The sequence below is a fragment of the Roseateles sp. genome (assembly GCF_052436255.1).
Lineage (GTDB): Bacteria > Pseudomonadota > Gammaproteobacteria > Burkholderiales > Burkholderiaceae_C > Pelomonas.
Window position 1 is genome coordinate 1 of record NZ_JBQVNP010000107.1, and the last position, 17,284, is coordinate 17,284.

17 protein-coding genes and 1 pseudogene are annotated in these 17,284 nt (G+C 68.9%); 7 read left to right on the top strand and 11 right to left on the bottom strand.

Annotated features, from left to right (window positions below):
- Nucleotides 1-307, top strand: a pseudogene (locus ACT6S0_RS19800) (glutamate--cysteine ligase); the annotation flags it as partial.
- Here ACT6S0_RS19800 and ACT6S0_RS19805 read toward each other — a convergent pair.
- Nucleotides 304-2,481, bottom strand: coding sequence for a putative bifunctional diguanylate cyclase/phosphodiesterase (locus tag ACT6S0_RS19805; RefSeq protein WP_444765501.1), 2,178 nt, complete (start codon nt 2,479-2,481; stop codon nt 304-306). The pseudogene ACT6S0_RS19800 and the gene ACT6S0_RS19805 sit on opposite strands and share 4 nt — an antisense overlap.
- 262 nt (nt 2,482-2,743) lie before the next feature.
- Here ACT6S0_RS19805 and ACT6S0_RS19810 point away from each other — a divergent pair, with 262 nt between their 5' ends.
- Entirely contained in the window at nt 2,744-3,448 is a 705-nt protein-coding gene (locus ACT6S0_RS19810; RefSeq protein ID WP_444765502.1) for a YecA/YgfB family protein, read from the top strand.
- Here ACT6S0_RS19810 and ACT6S0_RS19815 read toward each other — a convergent pair.
- On the bottom strand, nt 3,369-4,649 hold the full coding sequence (locus ACT6S0_RS19815; RefSeq protein WP_444765503.1) for an Hsp70 family protein: 1,281 nt from the start codon (nt 4,647-4,649) through the stop codon (nt 3,369-3,371). The genes ACT6S0_RS19810 and ACT6S0_RS19815 overlap by 80 nt on opposite strands.
- A 104-nt stretch (nt 4,650-4,753) precedes the next feature.
- Between ACT6S0_RS19815 and prsT the strand changes: the two genes are divergently transcribed.
- A complete protein-coding gene (prsT, locus tag ACT6S0_RS19820; RefSeq protein WP_444765504.1) occupies nt 4,754-7,540 on the top strand; it encodes an XrtA/PEP-CTERM system TPR-repeat protein PrsT in 2,787 nt (928 codons plus the stop codon).
- On the opposite strand, the gene ACT6S0_RS19825 is transcribed toward prsT, so the two are convergent.
- Nucleotides 7,537-8,811, bottom strand: a complete 1,275-nt coding sequence (locus ACT6S0_RS19825; protein ID WP_444765505.1) for a D-amino acid dehydrogenase — start codon at nt 8,809-8,811, stop codon at nt 7,537-7,539. The genes prsT and ACT6S0_RS19825 overlap by 4 nt on opposite strands.
- A 13-nt stretch (nt 8,812-8,824) precedes the next feature.
- Nucleotides 8,825-9,451, bottom strand: a complete 627-nt coding sequence (locus tag ACT6S0_RS19830; protein ID WP_444765506.1) for a LysE/ArgO family amino acid transporter — start codon at nt 9,449-9,451, stop codon at nt 8,825-8,827.
- A gap of 73 nt (nt 9,452-9,524) precedes the next feature.
- Between ACT6S0_RS19830 and ACT6S0_RS19835 the strand changes: the two genes are divergently transcribed.
- Nucleotides 9,525-10,430, top strand: coding sequence for a LysR family transcriptional regulator ArgP (locus ACT6S0_RS19835; RefSeq protein ID WP_444765507.1), 906 nt, complete (start codon nt 9,525-9,527; stop codon nt 10,428-10,430).
- On the opposite strand, the gene ACT6S0_RS19840 is transcribed toward ACT6S0_RS19835, so the two are convergent.
- Nucleotides 10,431-10,613: a hypothetical protein gene (locus ACT6S0_RS19840; protein WP_444765508.1), complete on the bottom strand. Its 183-nt coding sequence runs from the start codon at nt 10,611-10,613 to the stop codon at nt 10,431-10,433.
- A 294-nt stretch (nt 10,614-10,907) separates the two neighbouring features.
- On the opposite strand from ACT6S0_RS19840, the gene ACT6S0_RS19845 reads away from it, so the two are divergent.
- The gene (locus ACT6S0_RS19845; RefSeq protein WP_444765509.1) at nt 10,908-11,129 is read left to right on the top strand and encodes a hypothetical protein; all 222 of its coding nucleotides are present in this window, start codon (nt 10,908-10,910) and stop codon (nt 11,127-11,129) included.
- Here the strand turns inward: ACT6S0_RS19845 and pssA are convergent.
- The 6 genes from pssA to ypfJ form a co-directional block, all read right to left on the bottom strand.
- Nucleotides 11,126-11,743 carry a CDP-diacylglycerol--serine O-phosphatidyltransferase gene (pssA, locus tag ACT6S0_RS19850; protein WP_444765510.1) on the bottom strand — a complete coding sequence of 206 codons (618 nt, stop codon included), beginning with the start codon at nt 11,741-11,743 and terminating at the stop codon, nt 11,126-11,128. The genes ACT6S0_RS19845 and pssA overlap by 4 nt on opposite strands.
- A gap of 13 nt (nt 11,744-11,756) precedes the next feature.
- The gene (locus ACT6S0_RS19855) at nt 11,757-12,872 is read right to left on the bottom strand and encodes a nucleotidyltransferase domain-containing protein (RefSeq protein ID WP_444765511.1); all 1,116 of its coding nucleotides are present in this window, start codon (nt 12,870-12,872) and stop codon (nt 11,757-11,759) included.
- A complete protein-coding gene (locus ACT6S0_RS19860; protein WP_444765512.1) occupies nt 12,869-13,768 on the bottom strand; it encodes an HprK-related kinase A in 900 nt (299 codons plus the stop codon). The genes ACT6S0_RS19855 and ACT6S0_RS19860 overlap by 4 nt, the downstream gene beginning before the upstream one ends.
- Complete coding sequence (locus ACT6S0_RS19865) at nt 13,762-14,037, bottom strand: hypothetical protein (RefSeq protein WP_444765513.1); 276 nt, start codon at nt 14,035-14,037, stop codon at nt 13,762-13,764. The genes ACT6S0_RS19860 and ACT6S0_RS19865 overlap by 7 nt, the downstream gene beginning before the upstream one ends.
- A 70-nt stretch (nt 14,038-14,107) precedes the next feature.
- Entirely contained in the window at nt 14,108-14,848 is a 741-nt protein-coding gene (locus ACT6S0_RS19870; protein WP_444765514.1) for a hypothetical protein, read from the bottom strand.
- A 175-nt stretch (nt 14,849-15,023) separates the two neighbouring features.
- The gene (gene ypfJ, locus ACT6S0_RS19875; protein WP_444765515.1) at nt 15,024-15,899 is read right to left on the bottom strand and encodes a KPN_02809 family neutral zinc metallopeptidase; all 876 of its coding nucleotides are present in this window, start codon (nt 15,897-15,899) and stop codon (nt 15,024-15,026) included.
- Nucleotides 15,900-16,024: 125 nt separating this feature from the next.
- On the opposite strand from ypfJ, the gene ACT6S0_RS19880 reads away from it, so the two are divergent.
- Both ACT6S0_RS19880 and ACT6S0_RS19885 read left to right on the top strand, forming a co-directional pair.
- A complete protein-coding gene (locus tag ACT6S0_RS19880; protein ID WP_444765516.1) occupies nt 16,025-16,822 on the top strand; it encodes a head GIN domain-containing protein in 798 nt (265 codons plus the stop codon).
- A gap of 22 nt (nt 16,823-16,844) precedes the next feature.
- The coding region (locus tag ACT6S0_RS19885; RefSeq protein ID WP_444765517.1) for a hypothetical protein at nt 16,845-17,284 on the top strand (440 nt) is incomplete at its 3' end.

Sequence of the window (17,284 nt, forward strand, 5' to 3'; positions counted from 1 at the left end):
CGCCTATCGCGCGGCGCTCAAGCGCGTCGCCGAGCGCCTGCAGCGGCCCGAACTCTGCCCGTCGGCGCGCGTGCTCAGCGTCATGGCCCAGGACTTCGACGACAGCTACGTCGGCTTCATCCGCCGCCAGAGCGACGCGACGCGCGCGGCCTTGCTGGCCTTGCCCTTCCCGGAACCGCTGCAAAAGCGCTTTGACAGGCTGGCGGCCGATTCGCTGGCCCAGCAGGCCCGCATCGAAGCCGCCGACACCATGCCCTTCGAAGAATTCCGGCGCCATTACGTCGCGCCGGAGCGGATGGCCGTCTAAGCGCCGCTGGACCCCGGAGCCGGTTCAAGCGCGCCGTAGACCGATGCGCTGAAGCGCAGCTGCGAACCCGCTGCGTCAAGCCCCCGCGCCCAGCGGGTCAGCTGGTCGGCCGGCATCGGCCGGGCGAACAGGAAGCCCTGCAGCTCGTCGCAGCGTTTGCCGCGCAGCACGGCCGCCTGGCCGTCGGTCTCGACACCCTCGGCCACCACCCGCAGGCCCAGTGCATGCGCGAGATCGATGACGGCCTTGACGATGGCGCGAGCGTCGGCACTGGTTTCCAGGTCCTGGATGAAGCTGCGGTCGATCTTGAGCTGCGACACCGGCAGCTGGCGCAGGTAGGACAGACTGGAATAGCCGGTGCCGAAGTCGTCGATGGACAGCGCCAGGCCCAGTTCAGCCAGGCGGCGCAGCGCCCGCTCGGTGGCGGCGGCGTCGTCCATCGCGACGGATTCGGTGATCTCGCAGGTCAGCTGGCTGGCGTCGACACCGTGGCGCGCCAGCGCCTCCTGAAAGCGCTGGACCAGCGCGTCGGCCTGGCGCAGCTGCTGCACCGACAGGTTGATGGCCACGCGCATCTGCAGCCCGATGTCGCGCCAGGCGGCGAGCTGGCGGCAGGATTCGTTGATGACCCAGTCGCCCAGCGGCACGATGAGGCCGAACCGCTCGGCGACCGGGATCAGCACAGCCGGGCTGACGCCGCCGCGCTGCGGGTGCTGCCAGCGCAGCAGCGCCTCGACGCCGGTGACCTCGTCCGCCACGGTGGCGATCTTGGGCTGGTAGTGCAGGGCCAGCACGCCGCTGCCGGGCTCGCCGGCCAGCGCGGCGCGCAGGCCGCGGGCCAGCTCGACCTGCTCGCGCACACCGGCCTGCATGTGCGCCTCGAAGAACGCAAAGCCATTGCCGCCCGCGCGCTTGGCCGACTGCACGGCCGAGTCGGCCTGCGCAATCAGCGCCTCGCCGGGCCCCTGGCCGTCGTAGAGCGCGATGCCGATCGAGGCCGACAGCCGCAGCGGCTGGTTGCCGGCGCCGGGCACGTCGGCCAGGGGCTCGGCCAGCGCGTCGAGCAGACGCTGCGCGACCTGGGCCAGCGTGGCCTCGGCCACCTCGCCCTCCAGCATCAGCACGAATTCGTCGGCACCCAGGCGCGCCAGCGTGTCGTGGCTGCGCGCGAGGCCCTGCAGGCGGCGGGCGGTCTCGCGCAGCACATGGTCTCCGGCGGTCAGGCCGAAGCTGTCGTTGATGGGCTTGAAGCCGTCCAGGTTGATGGTCAGCAGTGCCAGGCGTGCGCCCTCGCGCTGGCCGCGTGCGGCGGCGTGCTGCAGGCGGTCGTCCAGCAGCTGGCGGTTGGCCAGGCCGGTGAGGGGGTCGCGCAGCGCGATTTCATACAGCTCCGTCGTGGCGGCGTGCAGCGACTGCTGCAGCCGGTTGGTGCGGCGCTCGCCGCGTGCGTCGAGCGCCGAGGTGATCAGCGTCAGCAGCAGCAGCGCGAAGGTGGCGCCGGCAACGAGGTAGCCGAGGTTGTCGCCACCCAGGCCCTGCGCACTGAGGCAGACCGAACCTTCGACGATGCCGGCAGCGGCCATGCCGGTGTAGTGCATGCCGGCGACCGCCGCGCCCATGACGAGGGCGGACACGACCTGACCCCAGCGGGCCCAGGCATGTGGCAGGCGCCTGAGCCCGAAGAAGATGCACAGCGCCGCCGCAGCCGCTCCGGTGGCCACGGCCGCCGAGGCGCCCACCAGGCCCCAATGCCATTGAATGCCCGGCGCCAGCACCAGCGCCGCCATGCCGGTGTAGTGCATCGCGCAGATGCCGGCCCCCATGCTGGCAGCGCCCAAGGCCAGCCGTGCCGGTGTCAGCGTCTCCTGCGCGGCCACGCGCAGCGCGATGGCCGACACGCCGACGGCGGCCAGCCAGCTCAGCAGCGTGACGGCGGTGTCGTAGCCGGCCAGAAAGGGCAGCTTCAGCGCCAGCATGCCGACGAAGTGCATCGCCCAGATGCCCGTGCCCATCGACAGCGAGCCGGCGATCCACCAGATGCGCGCAACCAGCGCATCGGGCGTGCGCACGCGCTGGGCGAGGTCCAGCGCCACATAGGACGCAAAGGCAGCGGTCAGATAGGACAGCACGACGACCGCCGGGTCGAAGCGCAACGCGATTTCGGCGACGGGCATGGCCGCCAGTATCGAAGCGCGCTCCGGGGGCAACGCCGAGGCGGCGGACTGCGAGCGTGAAAGATGCCGCCAAACCCTCGCCGTCCACGCGCCGCCACGGGCCCGCCCCGCGATCGACAAAAAAAGACCCGGTCAGCGGGCTGCCGGGTCGTGAAGCCCCCGGAGTCGGGGGCGTCGTTGGGATGCGCGCACTTTAGGCCGCGCCCTCGCGCCAAGGCGGGCAATATTCACGGCCGCGCCTGGCCCTGCCGATAATCCCGCCATGTCTGCCCCACAGCACCGCGCCACCGAAGCCCTGTCCGAAGCCGACCTGGAGCGCTTGCAGGCCCTGCTGGACGCATTGCCCGCGCCGCTGGAGCCGCTGGACGTCAGCATGGCCGATGGCTATCTGTGCGGCGTGCTGCTGCAGCCCGAGGCCGTGCCGCTGGAGCGCTGGCTGCCGCCGCTGCTGGACACGAACTATGAGCCCGCGCCCTCCCAAGCGGGCGCTGCCGGCGGCCGACCCACGCCGCAGCGCGTCAACGATGAACTGATCGCGCTGCTGCGCCGTCGTCACAAGGAGCTCAACCTGGCCATCGTCGGCCGGCAGTGGTTCGACCCGTGGGTGTTCGAGCTCGACGAGGATGCCAGCTCGAGCGAGACCGTGCTGCCCTGGGTGGCCGGTTTCGCCCATGCGCTGGACGCGCATCCGGCGTTGATGAAGCTGCCCGAGGAGCCGCTGCTGGAACCCCTGGCTGCCCTCTACCTGCACCTGGACCCGGACGATCTCGAGGACGCCGACACGCTGCTGGAGGAAATCGAGTCGCTGGAGCCGCCGACCGACCTGGAGGCGGCCGTCGAAGGCCTGGTCAGCGCGGTGCTGATGCTGGCGGACGTGTCGCGCCCCCTCAAGGCGCAGCCGGCGCAAAAAGCCGGCGGGCGTGCAGGCCCAGGCCGGTCGCGACCGAGGCAAACCGGTCGCCGCTGACCCGCGCCGCTGCGGGGAAGCCGGCGGCCATGCCGTCCACCAGCAGGCGCAGGCCCGTCGAGCCACCGGTGAAGTAGAGGGCGTCGATCTGTTCGGCCTTCAGGCCGGCCAGCGCCACGGTCTCGTGGGCGGTGGTGATGATGCGGTCGAGGTCGGCGCGCAGCGCATCCACCGCGGTCCTCTCGCTGAGCGGCAGCACCAGCCCCGGTTCGATGTGACCGAGGTCCACCGTCGTGTCGGCGCCGCCCGAGACGGCGATCTTGGCGCCCTCGGCACGCGCGGCCAGCTCGTGGCCCAGGCGCTCCTCTAGCACCGTCATCAGCCGCGCATGCTGGCGCATGTCGCTGAACCAGCTCTTCATGCCGCGCCACTCGGCCACGCGCAGCGGCGAGTAGCAGGTGTTGATGAGGTGCCAGGTCGCCAGGTCGAAGTAGATGCCGCTGGGGATTTCACGACCGCTGGGCCCGATGGCCCGATAGCCGAATTCCTGCAGCAGCCCGGCCAGCTCGATGTGGCGGTCGAAGTCGGTGCCGGCGATGTGGACGCCGTGGCTGGCGAGGATGTCATCGCGGCGCGCCAGGCGCTGCATGCGCTCGGGGCCGACGCGCACCACGGAGAAGTCGCTGGTGCCCCCGCCGATGTCGGCGACCAGCACGATCTGCTCGCGCCGGGCTTGCTGCTCGAAGTCGAAGGCCGCCGCGATGGGTTCGTACTGGAAATGCACCTCGCGAAAGCCCACCGCGCGGGCGCAGGCCTCCAGCTGGGCCTGGGCGGCCGCGTCGCGTTCTGGCTCGCCGTCGACGAAGAAGACCGGCCGGCCCAGCACGGCGCGCTCGGGCTCGCCGGCCAGGCGGCGCAACCGCTTCAGGTAGCCGGCGACGATGTCCGAATACTTGGCGCCACGGCCGCCGCCGACGTCGGTGGTCTGGTCGATCAGCGGCGAGCCGAGGATGCTTTTCATTGAACGCATCAGCCGGCCGTCGTGGCCGTCGACATAGGCCGCCACGGCGGCACGGCCGAAGGCGCGCGGCGGGCCGTCGGCGTCGTGAGCGCCCTCGGTGAAATAGAACACCGCCGTCGGCATGGTGCGGTGCCCGGGCTCCAGCTCGATGAGCTGCATCTGGCCGGTCGCGCCCGGGATGGCCACGGCGGAGTTCGAGGTGCCGAAGTCGATGGCGCAAAAAGGGACGGGGGCGGTCATGGTGGGTTTCGTGTCATGTGTCATCTCGGCGGGCGGCCCCTGGGGCGAGTCCGGAGAAGGGGCGCGGATTCTAGGAACACAATCCGCGCCGACAAGGAGACCCCATGAAATCGCGCCGCGCCCTCGCCCTGATCATGCTCGCCGTTCTGGCAGCCTGCAGCCAACGCTCCGAGCAGGATCTGCTCGCTGCCGCTCAAAAGCGGATCGCGGAAAAGGACGCGGGCGGCGCCGTCATCGAGCTGAAGAACCTGCTGCAGCAAAACCCCGAGAACGCCAAGGGCCGTCATCTGCTGGGCAAGGCGCTGCTGGAGAGTGGCGACCTGGCGGGCGCCGAGATCGAACTGCGCCGCGCCTGGGAGCTGGGCGCACCGCGCGACGAGCTGGCGCCGCTGCTGGCCCAGACGCTGCTGTACTCGGGTCAGTCGCGCAAGCTCATTAGCGAGTTCGCTGACCAGAGCCTGGCCGAGCCAGCGGCCATGTCCACGCTGCAGCAGCATCTGGCGATCGCCTTCCTGGCCCAGGGCAATGTCACCGAGGCCAAGGCGGCCGCCGTGCGCGCGCTGCAGCTGGCGCCGGAATCGGAAGACGCCGGCGTCGTCAGCGCGCGCACCAAGCTGGCGGGCGGCTTCGCCGACGAGGCCCTGGCCCTGCTGGACGAGCTGCTGCTGAAGAATCCCAAGGCCGTCAAAGCGCTGCAGCTCAAGGCCGAAGTGCTGCTGTCACGCGGCAAGCTCGATGAGGCCGAGCCGCTGCTGCGCGAGGTGCTGGCGCAGGACCCGGCTTCCTACGATGCGCGATCACTCCTGGTGCGCGTGGCCTTTGGCCGCCAGCAGACCGATGTCGCGGCCAAGCTGGTCGAGGAAATGCCGCCCGCCCTGGCCAAAAAGCCGCAGGGCCGGTTCCTGCAGGCCCAGCTGGCGCTGGCCCAGGGCGACGCGGCCAAGGCGCGCGATCTGTCGTTGCCGCTGCTGAAGATGATGCCCAACTTCCTGCCGCTGCTGCGGCTGGCGGCGGGCGCCCACCAGCAGCTCGGCGAGCTGGCGGATTCTGAGAACCTGCTCAACCAGGGGCTCAAGCTGGCTCCCGACGACCTGGCGCTGCGCCGCCAGTTCGCGGGCCTGCAGCTGCAGCGCCGCGCCCCGGCCAAGACGCTGGAGACGCTGCGCCCGGTGCTGGAGGCCGCCAAGGCCGATGCCGAGACGCTGTTGCTGGCCGGCAAGGCCCATCTGATGCAAGGCAACTTCGAAGCGGCCGACCAGGCCTTTGGCGCCGCGTCCAAGCTGCGCCCTGACGATGCCAAGACGGGCGCGGCGCTGGCGCTGTCGGCCATCGTGCGCGACAGCGCGGCACCGGGCGGTGCCAGCCGTGCCAACGCGGACGCCGCCCTCGCCCAGTTGCGCGACATCGCCGCCAAGGACAGCGGCAGCAACTACGACCTGATGCTGATCAACGCGCTGATGCGCCGCAACGAGCTGCCGGCCGCGCTGGTGGCGATCGACAAGCTCGCGCCCAAGATGGCGGGCAGCCCGGTGCCGGAAGGCCTGCGGGGCCGCATCCACCTGGTCCGCAAGGACCTGGCGGCCGCACAAGGGTCATTTGAGGCGGCGTTGAAAGCCGATGCGAGCTATCTGCCGGCCGTGCTCGGCCTGGTCGCCCTGGACAGCCAGGCCGGCCGCACCGACGCCGCGGTCAAGCGGCTGGACGCCTTCGTCACCAGCCAGCCGCGCTCGCCCCAGGCGCGCCTTGCGCTGGCCGAGCTGCTGACGCAGACGCGCGCGCCAGCCGAGCGCATCACCGAGGTGCTGGACGCCGGCGTCCGCGAGGAGCCCACCGAGGCCGGGTTGCGCCTGGCGTTGATCGACCACTACCAACGCCTGGGCAACACGGCCAAGGCCGCCCAGGCGGCCCAGGAGGCGGCGACCGCCATGCCCACCAATGCCGACTTGCTGGAGCGCCTGGCGCGCACCCAGCTTGCGGCGGGCGACAAGGCCCAGGCTGCCAAGACCTATGCGCGGCTGACGGTGCTGGCGCCGACGCGCGCCCAGGGCTGGCTGGGCCAGGCCCAGCTGCGTGCCATGGACCAGGACTTTGCCGGCGCGGAACGCGAGGTCAAGCGCGCGCTGGAGGCCGAGCCGGGTTCGGTCATGGCTCAGCGCCTGCAGATCCAGCTCGCCATCCGCCAAGGCCGCCTCGACGAGGCGCTGGCCGCGTTGCGGGAGCGCCAGAAGAAGTATCCGCAAGAGGCCTACCCGCTGATTGCGGAGGCCGATGTGGAGGCGAGCCGGCAGCGCCACGACCAGGCCATCGCCGCGCTGCGCAAGGCTGTCGCACTGCGCGAACCGGCCGACGCTGCACCGCGCCTGTTCGCCGTGCTGATGGCCGCGAACAAGCGCGCTGACGCCCAGGCCTTCGAAACCCAGTGGCTGGCGTCCCACCCGCAGGATGTCGGCTTTGCCAGCGCCACCGCGGACATCATGCTCAGCCGCGGCGAACTCGACGCCGCACTGAGCCGCTACGAGGCCCTGCTCAAGCGCAGCCCCGACATGGTGGCTGTCATCAACAACGTGGCATGGCTGCGCAGCAAGACCGGCAAGCCCGGTGCGCGTGAGCTGGCCGAGCGGGGCCTCAAGATCAACCCCCAATACGGGCAGCTGCGCGATACCTACGCCACCGTGCTGGCCGAGGAAAAAGACTTCGGCAAGGCCATCAGCGTGCAGCGCCAACTGGTCGGCGAGCATCCCGATCAGCCGGCGTACCGGTTGAACCTGGCCCAGATCCTCATCGACTCGGGCGACAAGCCGGCCGCCAAGGCGGAGCTTGAAGACCTGGCCAAGCTGGGCACGAAGTTGCCGCAGCAAAAGCAGGTCCAGGCGCTGCTGAAGTCGCTCTAAACGTTGTAGAAACCGAACTGCATCGCGGGCCGGCGTCCGGCGATCAGCTCGGCCAAGGCGCGGCCCGAGCCCGCGCCATGGGTCCAGCCGAGCGTGCCGTGGCCGGCGTTGAGCCAGAGGTTGCGTGCTTTCCGGCTGCGGCCGATGTAGGGGATGTTGGTCGGTGTGCTCGGGCGCAGACCGGCCCAGTAATTGGGCTCGGTCGTGTCGGCCACGCCGGGAAAAATCTCTTCATAGCGCCGCACCAGCGCCGCGCAGCGCACACGGGCAGTGGGCGAATCCAGGTTGAGGTCGAAGCCCGACAGCTCGGCCGTGCCGGCGATGCGGATGTGGTCGCCCAGGCGCGAGATGGCGATCTTGCGGGTGTCGTCCAGCAGGCTGACGACGCTGGCCGCTTCGGGCTTGTTCAGGCGCAGCGTGGCTGAGTAGCCCTTGGCGGGGTAGATGTTGAGGTGCTCGCCGAGGGGGCGCAGCAGCTCGGGCGTGTAGGAGCCCATGGCGGCAACGAAGGCGTCTGCCTTCAAGCTTTTGCGCTCACCGCTGCGCGTGTGGGCGATCTGCACGGCCTCGATGCCGTCGCCTGCGCGCTGCAGGGCGAGGATGTCGTGCTCGTACAGGAACTGCGCGCCACGCTCGGCGCAGCGCTGCGCGAGCTTTTGCGTGAAGACGCGGGCATCGCCGCTCTCGTCGCTGGGCGTGAACGTGCCGCCGAATACCCGCGGCCCGAAGCTGGCCAGCGCCGGCTCGACCTTGAGCACCTGCTCGCGGTTCAGCACGCGGCGGTCCACGCCATGGCTGCGCATGATCTCGGCCCCGGCCGCGCCGGCGTCGAAGTCGGCCTGGCTGGAGAAGAAATGCAGGATGCCGCGCTCCAGCCGGTCGTATTCGATGCCGGTGCTGGCGACCAGCTCCTTCAGCGAGGCATGCGAATAGCGGCCCAACTGCACCAGTTCCTCGACATTGCGCTCGAACGCGGCGTTGGTGCACTGCATCAGGAAGGCCAGGCCCCAGCGCCACTGGTTGGGGTCCAGGCGCGGGCGGAACAGCAGCGGCGAGTCGTCGCGCAGCAGCCATTTGGCCACCTTGAAGGGCGCACCGGCATTGGCCCAGGGTTCGCAGAAGCTCACGGAGATTTGTGCGCCGTTGGCGAAGCTGGTCTCCAGCGCGGCATCCGGCTGGCGGTCGACGACGACGACCTCGTGCCCCTCGTCGAGCAGATACCAGGCAGTGGCGATGCCGATGATGCCGGCGCCGAGAACGACGATTTTCATGGCGGTCCTGTTCTTAGAGGGGTTGTAGGAGAAGTTGTAAACCCAGGCCGGTCATCAGCACAGCGACTAGGGCATCGACGACGCGCCAGGTGTGGGGGCTGCGCAGCCTGGGCGCTGCGGCCGCAGCGCCAAAGCCCAGCAGGCCGAACCACATTGCCGACGCGAGGCAGGCGCCCGCCACAAACGCCAGGCGCAGTTCGGGCGGCTGGCGCGCTCCGAGGCCACCGAGCAGCACGACGGTGTCGAGATAGACATGCGGATTCAGGTAGGTGAAGGCCAGGGCGGCCGACACCGTCGCGCCCAGGCTCGATGTGGTGCCCGCAGCGACGAGGCCTTGGGCCGGCCGCCATGCGCGCCGCGCGGCGAGCAGCGCGTAACCCAGCAGGAAGGCGGCGCCGCCGAAGCGAAAGACTTCGAGGAGGAACGGTTGGCCCTGGATCAGCGCGCCCAGGCCGAACACGCCCAGCGCAATCAACAGCCAGTCCGACAGCGTGCAGACCGCCACGACGACACCCACATGTTGGCGCCGCAGACCTTGCCGCAGCACCAAGGCGTTCTGCGCGCCGATGGCGAGGATGAGGCCGGCACCCATGACCCAGCCCTGTGCGAAGACGGTAGGACCGGTGGCGGTGTCAGGCATCGACGGATTCTCCGCAGCGCACAGCGATTCAAGAAGGATCATTCATATTCATCGCCGTACATTAGGACGGCTTATGAACCAGTTTGATCCCGCTGCGCTTGACTGCCTGGCCGCGCTGGCCGACGAACAGGCCTTCGAGCGCGCCGCCCAGCGCTTGTCCATCACGCAAAGCGCCGTGTCGCAACGGCTGCGCACGCTGGAGGCGCAGGTCGGCCAGCCTTTGGTGGTGCGGTCCCGACCGCTGCGCCTGACCGAGGCGGGCAAGGTGCTATTGCGCTTCGCCCGACAGCTGCAGGCGCTGCGCGTGGACGTCGCGCGGGAACTCGGCGAGCGCGTCGCGCCGCAGTCGCGCCTGGCCATTGCCGTCAACGCTGACAGCCTGGCCACCTGGGTGCTGGGCGCGCTGGATGAACTGGTGCAGCAGGGCCTGCGTGAGGGCTATGGGCTGGAACTCGTCGTTGACGACCAGGATTTCACCCACGATGGCCTGCGCCAAGGGGCCGTGCTGGGCTGCGTGTCGACGGTGGCCGAAGCGTTGCAAGGCTGCCGCGTGCAGCCGTTGGGCGTCATGCGGTACGTCGCGGTGGCGAGCCCAGGCTTCCTGGCCGAGCAGCTACCGGAGGGCCTGCACGCCGGGAATTTCGCCGACACGCCGTTTCTCGTCTTCAACCGCAAGGACGACACCCAGACTCAATGGGCATCGCAGGCCTTTGGCGTTCGCGCGCCGCGCCTGCGCGAGCGCTTCGTGCCGTCCAGCGAGGCCTATGTGCGCGCCGCAGTCATGGGTTGGGGGGTCGGCGTTGCGCCGGAAATTCAGATTCGGCCCTTCATACAGACAGGCGAGCTGGTGGTGCTGAAACCGCAGATCGGTATCGACGTGGCGCTGTATTGGCATCAGTGGCAGTTGCAGGGCCGGGACGCCTTGCTCGACCGCATCGGCCAGGCGCTGAGCGATGGCGCCAGGCGCGCTCTGGGCTGATCAGCGTGTGGCGGTGGCCGCAGGCACCGATGCAGCCGCGGCCGGCGCCGGCGCAACTTGAGCCAGCAGCAGGCCCGGGCTGCCGCCCTGTTCGGGTTGAATGGCATGGGCCATCCATAACGTGCTGGTCAGCACGACGGCGATCAGGCCGTTGGCGACCCATTTCAATAGTTCTGAATTCATGCAGGAGCCGGGGGGCTTGGAGGAGGCGCAGCTTAAGCGCGGCGCTCCCGGAACTTATCCTCAGCTCTAGGGAGCGGGGGAAATGAATTGCAAAACAGCAACGCCCCTTCAAATAGGGTGTGCGAGGCCGAAAGGCCCATCGCTACTGGGCAAAACAGCGTTGCACACGTGCGTTAGTGCCAATAGAGGCAATATTTACTCACAGATGAGGGGTCGGGCTGTCACATGAATCCCGCACACTGAGCTCACGAAATCGATGCGGTTGTCGGTTTTGTCAAGCCAGAGAGGTCCGCCATGCGATTCGTTCCAGCGCTGCGTTTTTTCCGCCGAGACGTCGCTGCGCGCAGCGAGCCGGACCCTGCCGACCTTGGCACTGCCTTCGGCCTGGAAGCCTGCCTGGATGGCGGCGTCATCAGCGACTATCGCAGCCACTCGCCCAGCGATTTTCTCGAATCGCAATCGGCGCGCTCCGGCCAGGATTCGCCTCTGAGCTGGCTGTCGCGCCGGACGGCTTAAAGCTTGGGAATCCGGATCCGGCTCACCATCAGCGAGCCCGACACCGCGAACAGCAGCACCAGCGGGTGCAGCCTGAAGCCGCCGAGCCACCAGACCCCACCCCACAGCGCATCGCCGACCGCGCCCTGAGCCGCAGCCACCCAAAGCACCGCGACGAGCATCATTGAGGTCGGGATCGGCGTGCCTTCAAAGTACGCCACCTTGTCTGAGCCGGCGCTGAGCTTCTCGGCAGTGACGTTGTAGCGCGCCAGCCTGCTGACGCCGCAGGCGACGAAAAACACCAGCACGATGCGGTCATACAGGCCCTGCATGCCGCAGCCATAGGCAATTGCGGCAGGCGCGACACCGAAGGAAATGACGTCGGCCAGTGAATCCAGCTCGCGCCCAAGCGCCGAACTCTTCTGGCGCCAGCGCGCGACGCGCCCATCGAGCACATCGAAGATCAGCGCCAGCGGGATCAGCGCGCAGGCATATTGCAGATGCCGTAGCTCGCCGCTCTGCAAAAAACTCATCACCGCGAACAGCGCGCCCATGCCCGCGCAGGCGTTGCCCAGCGTGAACCAGTCCGCGAGCTGGAACTCGCGGATCATTGAGAAGGGTTTGGGCTTTTCCATGGCTGCTGCGGCGTCAGGGCTGCTGCGCGGGGTTGGCAGCCTCGCGGCGCGTCTGACCGGCCGCGGGTCGGCGAACGGCTTTGACAATGAGGTGGGGCAGCAGCAGGTGCAAGGGCATGCGCTGGTAGTGGCTACGGACGTAGAGCGCAAACTCGGCAAGGCGCGTGCCACCTGCCATCGACCCGCGGTGCGCTCCCGTGAGAGCACGACGGAGCAATGCGCGCATGAGGCGGCGCCGCAGCGGGCCGGGACGGGACGGGCAGCGTTGCAGCAAGTCCCCCGGCATCGGCGTAGACAGGTAAGCCTGACACAAGCTCAGGCCATAGAACAACGGTAGTCCCAGCGACAACTCTTCGGCGCGGGTGAGCAGGCCCTCCCAGAAATCGGGTGTGTGGCTGTGGTGGCGCAGTAGGCTGTCGAGATCGACGACGTCACGCAGGCCGTGGCGCCAATCGCCCTCGTGCATCAGATGGGTCGCGCTGTGCAGGACCTGGTCCGCCGGCGCGGGGAGGCTGAAACGCGGGAACTCGGCGAGCGGGCGGGCGGCAGCGAGTAGAGGCTTACTGTGCGTCTTGATGCGTGCGGTGAGCGGCAGGATGTTGTGATGCAGGTCGAGGTTCGTCTGCCTGCGCACGTGCACCAGGGGCGGCAGTTCGTGCATCCATTGGCGGTAATAACGTTCGTCGTAGGCGGTGTCCGCTGCGCTCCCCCAGCCGCCAAGCATGAGGGCTGCCTCCGCCTGATCGAGCTGCGCACGCGGGACGAGGATGTCGATGTCCGAGAACAGCCGTCCCGGCGCGGGAGGCAGGTCGCCGGCCACATAAGCGGCGCCCTTGAGCAGCAGGATAGGCCCTGGCAGCTCGCGCAGGTCACGGGACAGCATCACCAGCTCCCATCTCACGGAGCGGCGCTGCTGCTCGGATACGGCCAGCAGCGCCCGCATCTGCCGGCGCACCGGCAGCGGCAGCGAGGGCTCGACACCAGCGGCCTGGGCAAGGGCGCCCAACCGGGCCAGGAGTCCGGCGGCCAGCGCCTGGCGCAGCAGAAGATCCCACGTCGCTTCGGAATGGCCGGCCATGCAGGCCGGGTCGCGCAGCGAGCGCAGCAGGGCGTCCCAGCGCGGCGTCATGCGGTGAGCTCGTCGAGTGCCGCCAAGCCCGCCGGCAGCTCGGAGTAGACGAAATCCGAGCAGCCACAGGCGTCGATGAGGTCGGCCGTCAGCTCGAAACCCAGGCGGCCCAGCAGGCTGTAGTTGAACGCATGCCCGGCCAGGCGCTCGAAGGCCTCGGCCTTTGGCACGGGCGTCAGCTGCGTCGCCGCACCAGCACGCCAGCGCGGGAAGATCAGCTGGGTCGGCCGGGCCTGGCGGCTGCGCCCGGCCACGCTGGTAGTGGACGCGCGCAGGTGCGACACCGTGCCCTTGTGCGTGTCGCACGCGGCGTCGCCGAGCACTGCCTGCGGCGCAAACCCGCGGATCACGTCAATGGACTGGTTCTTCAGGCTGACCGGACGGGCGAGCGGTGTGACCAGCCCGTTGTCCCGGTCGACCATGGCCATTTCGTCGGACAGCAACCGCCAGCCCGACAGCATCAAGGCGGCGGTGAGCGTGCTTTTGCCCGCGCCGGGGTCACCGGGCATGACCAGGCACTCGCCGTTCTTCTCCAGCACGGCGGCGTGGAAGAGCAGGTAGTGATTGGCCTGGCTGGCCAGACACCAGTTCATGCCCCATTCCAGCAGGGCAAAGGCATGCTCAGCGGGCAGGGGCAGGAAGGGGCTGTGTTCGTCGAGACGGAATTCAACCTGAGCACCGAGCCAGCGTCGCAGGCCCGCCACCGGCTGCACATGCACATGGAAGTCGGCGAGACCGTCCTCGATCTCGAAGTCCGCGTACAGCCTGGCAAGACCGGCGGCGACCGGCGGGCAGGCGCTGCGGATGCAGTAGCCGAAGGGGCCGGTACGCAGCGTCAACCCGTCACGCAGGCGCCGTGCCAGCTCCCCGGGCGAGAGGCTGCCGACCGTCAGCATGGCTGCACCAGCGAAAGTTGCTGGAGCTGCTGGAGCACGTCGGCGGCGGTCTCATGGTCAGCGTCCATCAGGGCCGCCAGTTCGTCCAGCGACGCGGGCGGCTGCGCAGCAAGGCGCTCGAGCGCCGGCACCAGCCAGGCCGCGAGCCGGTGCGTGTCGTTGGACAACGCATGGTGAACGAGGCAATCCTCACCCCAGACCCGAATCGACAGATCCGCGCCGTAGGTGAGCGTCCATGCGGGGAGCGTGGCGGGATCGGCAGGCGTCACGGGGCAAGGTCTGAAATGACTTCGGGCGTCGCAGAGGACGCCCGAAGTGTCACATCAACGCAGCCGGTGCTCAGGAGTACAGACTCTGGAAGTAGGTGAGTACCTGATTTGCATCCCAGGATACGGTGGCGTTGACCTGGTATTTGCCGCCCAAGGGGGCGACGGCATTGAACATACGAATGGCCTGCGCCGCAGTGACGGGGTAGTCGGGCCCGAAAGCCAACGCATTGAGGATGGTCGCCACCGTCGATCGACCGAGGGCGTAGATCATCGTGTCGTTCAACCCGCCCGGCGTGTTCAGCACCTGCAGCATGGAGGCCTTGTTGGTGCTGGAGCAGGTCGAGAAAGGGGAATCGCGCAGACCGTAGCAGTTGCAGTTCGAGCTTTCGCTCTTGTAGCGGAAGGCATCGATCAGCGTGGCACCGCCACTGGTGAAGCCGTTGAAATTGGTGCCCTTGCTGCCGCCGAAGCTGCAGCTTGACGTCGGCGAATTGCCTTTCAGCGTGCCGGTGGGCCATGTCCCGTTCGTCTTCCAGTAGCCCGGAGACCGGCCGATGGTCTTGCAATTCACCGCGCCTGGCCGCGGCGAGGTATTGCCGGACATCTGCCCAGAGATCGTGCAGTTGTACGGTTGCAGCGCCAGTGCCGGCTTGCTCAGCAGGCTGCCGAGCACCACGGGCGCGGCGGCGCCCGACTTGGCGAAGCGCCGGCGTGAGGCGTTGACCCCGCGGCCCTGGCGGCTGGCGGACGCGTCGACGGTCGCCGCCGCCTGGGGCGTCGACTGCGGGTCGTTGATCGGGCGTTCGCTCATGACAGTGGGCCTCGTGATTCGTTCTTTGGGGTGCGCTGCTGGCCGCAACTCGCTCTGGACTTATGAGCGTGCCGATGCTAGTAGAAGGCTCGGCGGTTTGGACGGAAGTGTTTCACACAAAGCCATTTGGGGGTTATATGGCGCCCCCTCGATTGGGTGGGCCCGAATCAGTGACTTAAACGCTGGCTGACGAAAACGTGTCACATGACTTCAGGTCGCCGGCTTCCAGCCCGCGCTTGAACCAGCGCACGCGCTGGGCACTGCTGCCGTGGGTGAAGCTTTCAGGGACGACGCTGCCCTGCGAGCGCTTTTGCAGCGTGTCGTCTCCGATCTGGGAAGCGGCATTCATGGCCTCCTCGATGTCGCCCTGTTCCAGCCAGCCTTTGCTGCGCTGCGACAGACCGGCCCAGACGCCGGCAAAGCAGTCGGCCTGCAATTCAAGCTTGACGCTCATGGCATTCATCTCGCGCTCGGAGACCCGGCCGCGGGCCTGGTCGAGCTTCTGGGTGGTGCCCATCAGGTTCTGCAGGTGGTGGCCGACTTCATGGGCGATGACATAAGCCTGGGCGAAGTCGCCCGGCGCCCCGAGGCGTTCGCGCAAGGTGTCGAAAAAGCCCAGGTCGATGTAAACCCTGCGGTCCGCCGGGCAATAGAAGGGGCCCATCGCTGCCTCGCCGGTCCCGCAGGCGGTGGGCTCGCTGCCGCGGAACACCCGCAGTTTTGGCATGACGTAATCCTGACCGCTGCGCTGGAAGTAGGCACTCCAGACGTCCTCGGTGTCGGCGAGAACGACCTTGACGAAGCGGTAGCCCGGGTCCTGGGCGTGCGAGTCGTCGGCCGGCGCCTGGACCTGCGCGCCGCCCCCGCCGCCGTCCAGCAGGCCCAGCACGGTCAACGGGTTGATGCCCAGTGCCCAGGATGCCAGCAGCGCCACGACGATGCCGCCGACGCCCAGACCGCGGCCGCCAATGGGCAGCCCCCGGCCACGGCCACCCCCGCTACCCCGGGCGTCCTCGACGTTTTCGCTTTCGCGCTGGCCTTCCCACTTCATGACGTCTCCTGCTGTCGACCCATCCTACGGCCCATGGCCGCCGAAATGCATTCCGTCGGATGTGAGGGGCGCAACTGGATATGCGTGCACACACTGCTGACCCGTTGCTGCACACGGAGTTCTGCATGAAGCGCCTCGCCCTCCTCACCCTTGCCACCGCCCTGGCCACCGGCGCCGCGCTCGCGGGCGACAACGACTGGCGCTTGCGCATCAAGAAGGAAGGCGATGGCTGGACGGCGAGTTTCAGCGGCCCCATCGACTACGGCAGCGGCAAGCACCGCGTGCGAGGCTCCGGGGTCAAGGTCGAGAAGCAGCGCGCGCTGGCCGCGTTCAGCAGGTTGCGCATCGACGGCCCCATCGACGTGACGCTGACCCAAGGCGGCGGCGATCTGGCCACCGTCATCGCCGACGACAACATCCAGCCGCTGATCGAGACGGTCGTCGAGGGCGAGGCCCTGGTGGTGCGCCTGAAACGCGATGCCGGCTTCACGACCCGCTCGGTTCCGATGGTGCGTGTCGACGCCCGCGCCCTGCAGGCCATCTCCATCAGCGGTTCGGGAGGTCTGGCGGCCGAGCATTTCAAGGCCGACAGCCTCCACCTGAGCGTCGCTGGCTCTGGCGACGTGCAATTCGGTCTTGTCGAACTCAAGGAGCTGAACGTCAGCATCAACGGTTCCGGCGATGTGCGCCTGGCCGGCCGGGCCGAGCAGCAGAACTGGACGGTCAGCGGCTCCGGCGATGTCGATGCGCGGTCCCTGGCCGGCCTTGCCGCCAAGGTGGGCATCAGCGGCTCGGGCGATGTGTCCCTGGGCGTGACGGAGCAGCTGGACGTCCAACTGAGCGGATCCGGTGATGTGAGCTATGCCGGGCGGCCGCAGTTGCGCCAAAGCGTCAGCGGTTCCGGCGAGATCCACCGCCGCTGACGTCGCGGCCCAGAATGGGGCTGTGAACCAAGACGACCTCTGGTGGCGGACGCTGGCCGACGGCCCCTTGCTGCTGGCCTTGTTCGATGCCGACGACCGCCTGCTGCGCGCCAACCCGGCGTATCGCACGGCCTGGCAGCTGGCCGCCGGCGCGACGCCAGCCTGGACCGAGATGGTCGAGGCCGCGCGGCTGTCCGGCGTCGGCCCGGTCGAGGCGCCCGAGCGGCGCAGCCGCCTGGCACAGCGTGGCTACGAACAGGCCTGGCGTGACGGTCGGCGGCTGTGGTGGGTTGAGCAGCGCACGCCGGACGGCGGCCTGGCGCTGACCGGCGTGGACATCAGCGCGCTGGCCAGGCCGCGGCCGATGTCGGGCCAGCTGCTGCCGACCCAGGCGGGCACCGAGTTGCTGCAGACGCTGCTCGCCGACCCGTGCGCCTGGCCCCTGTCCATCGCGACACTTGC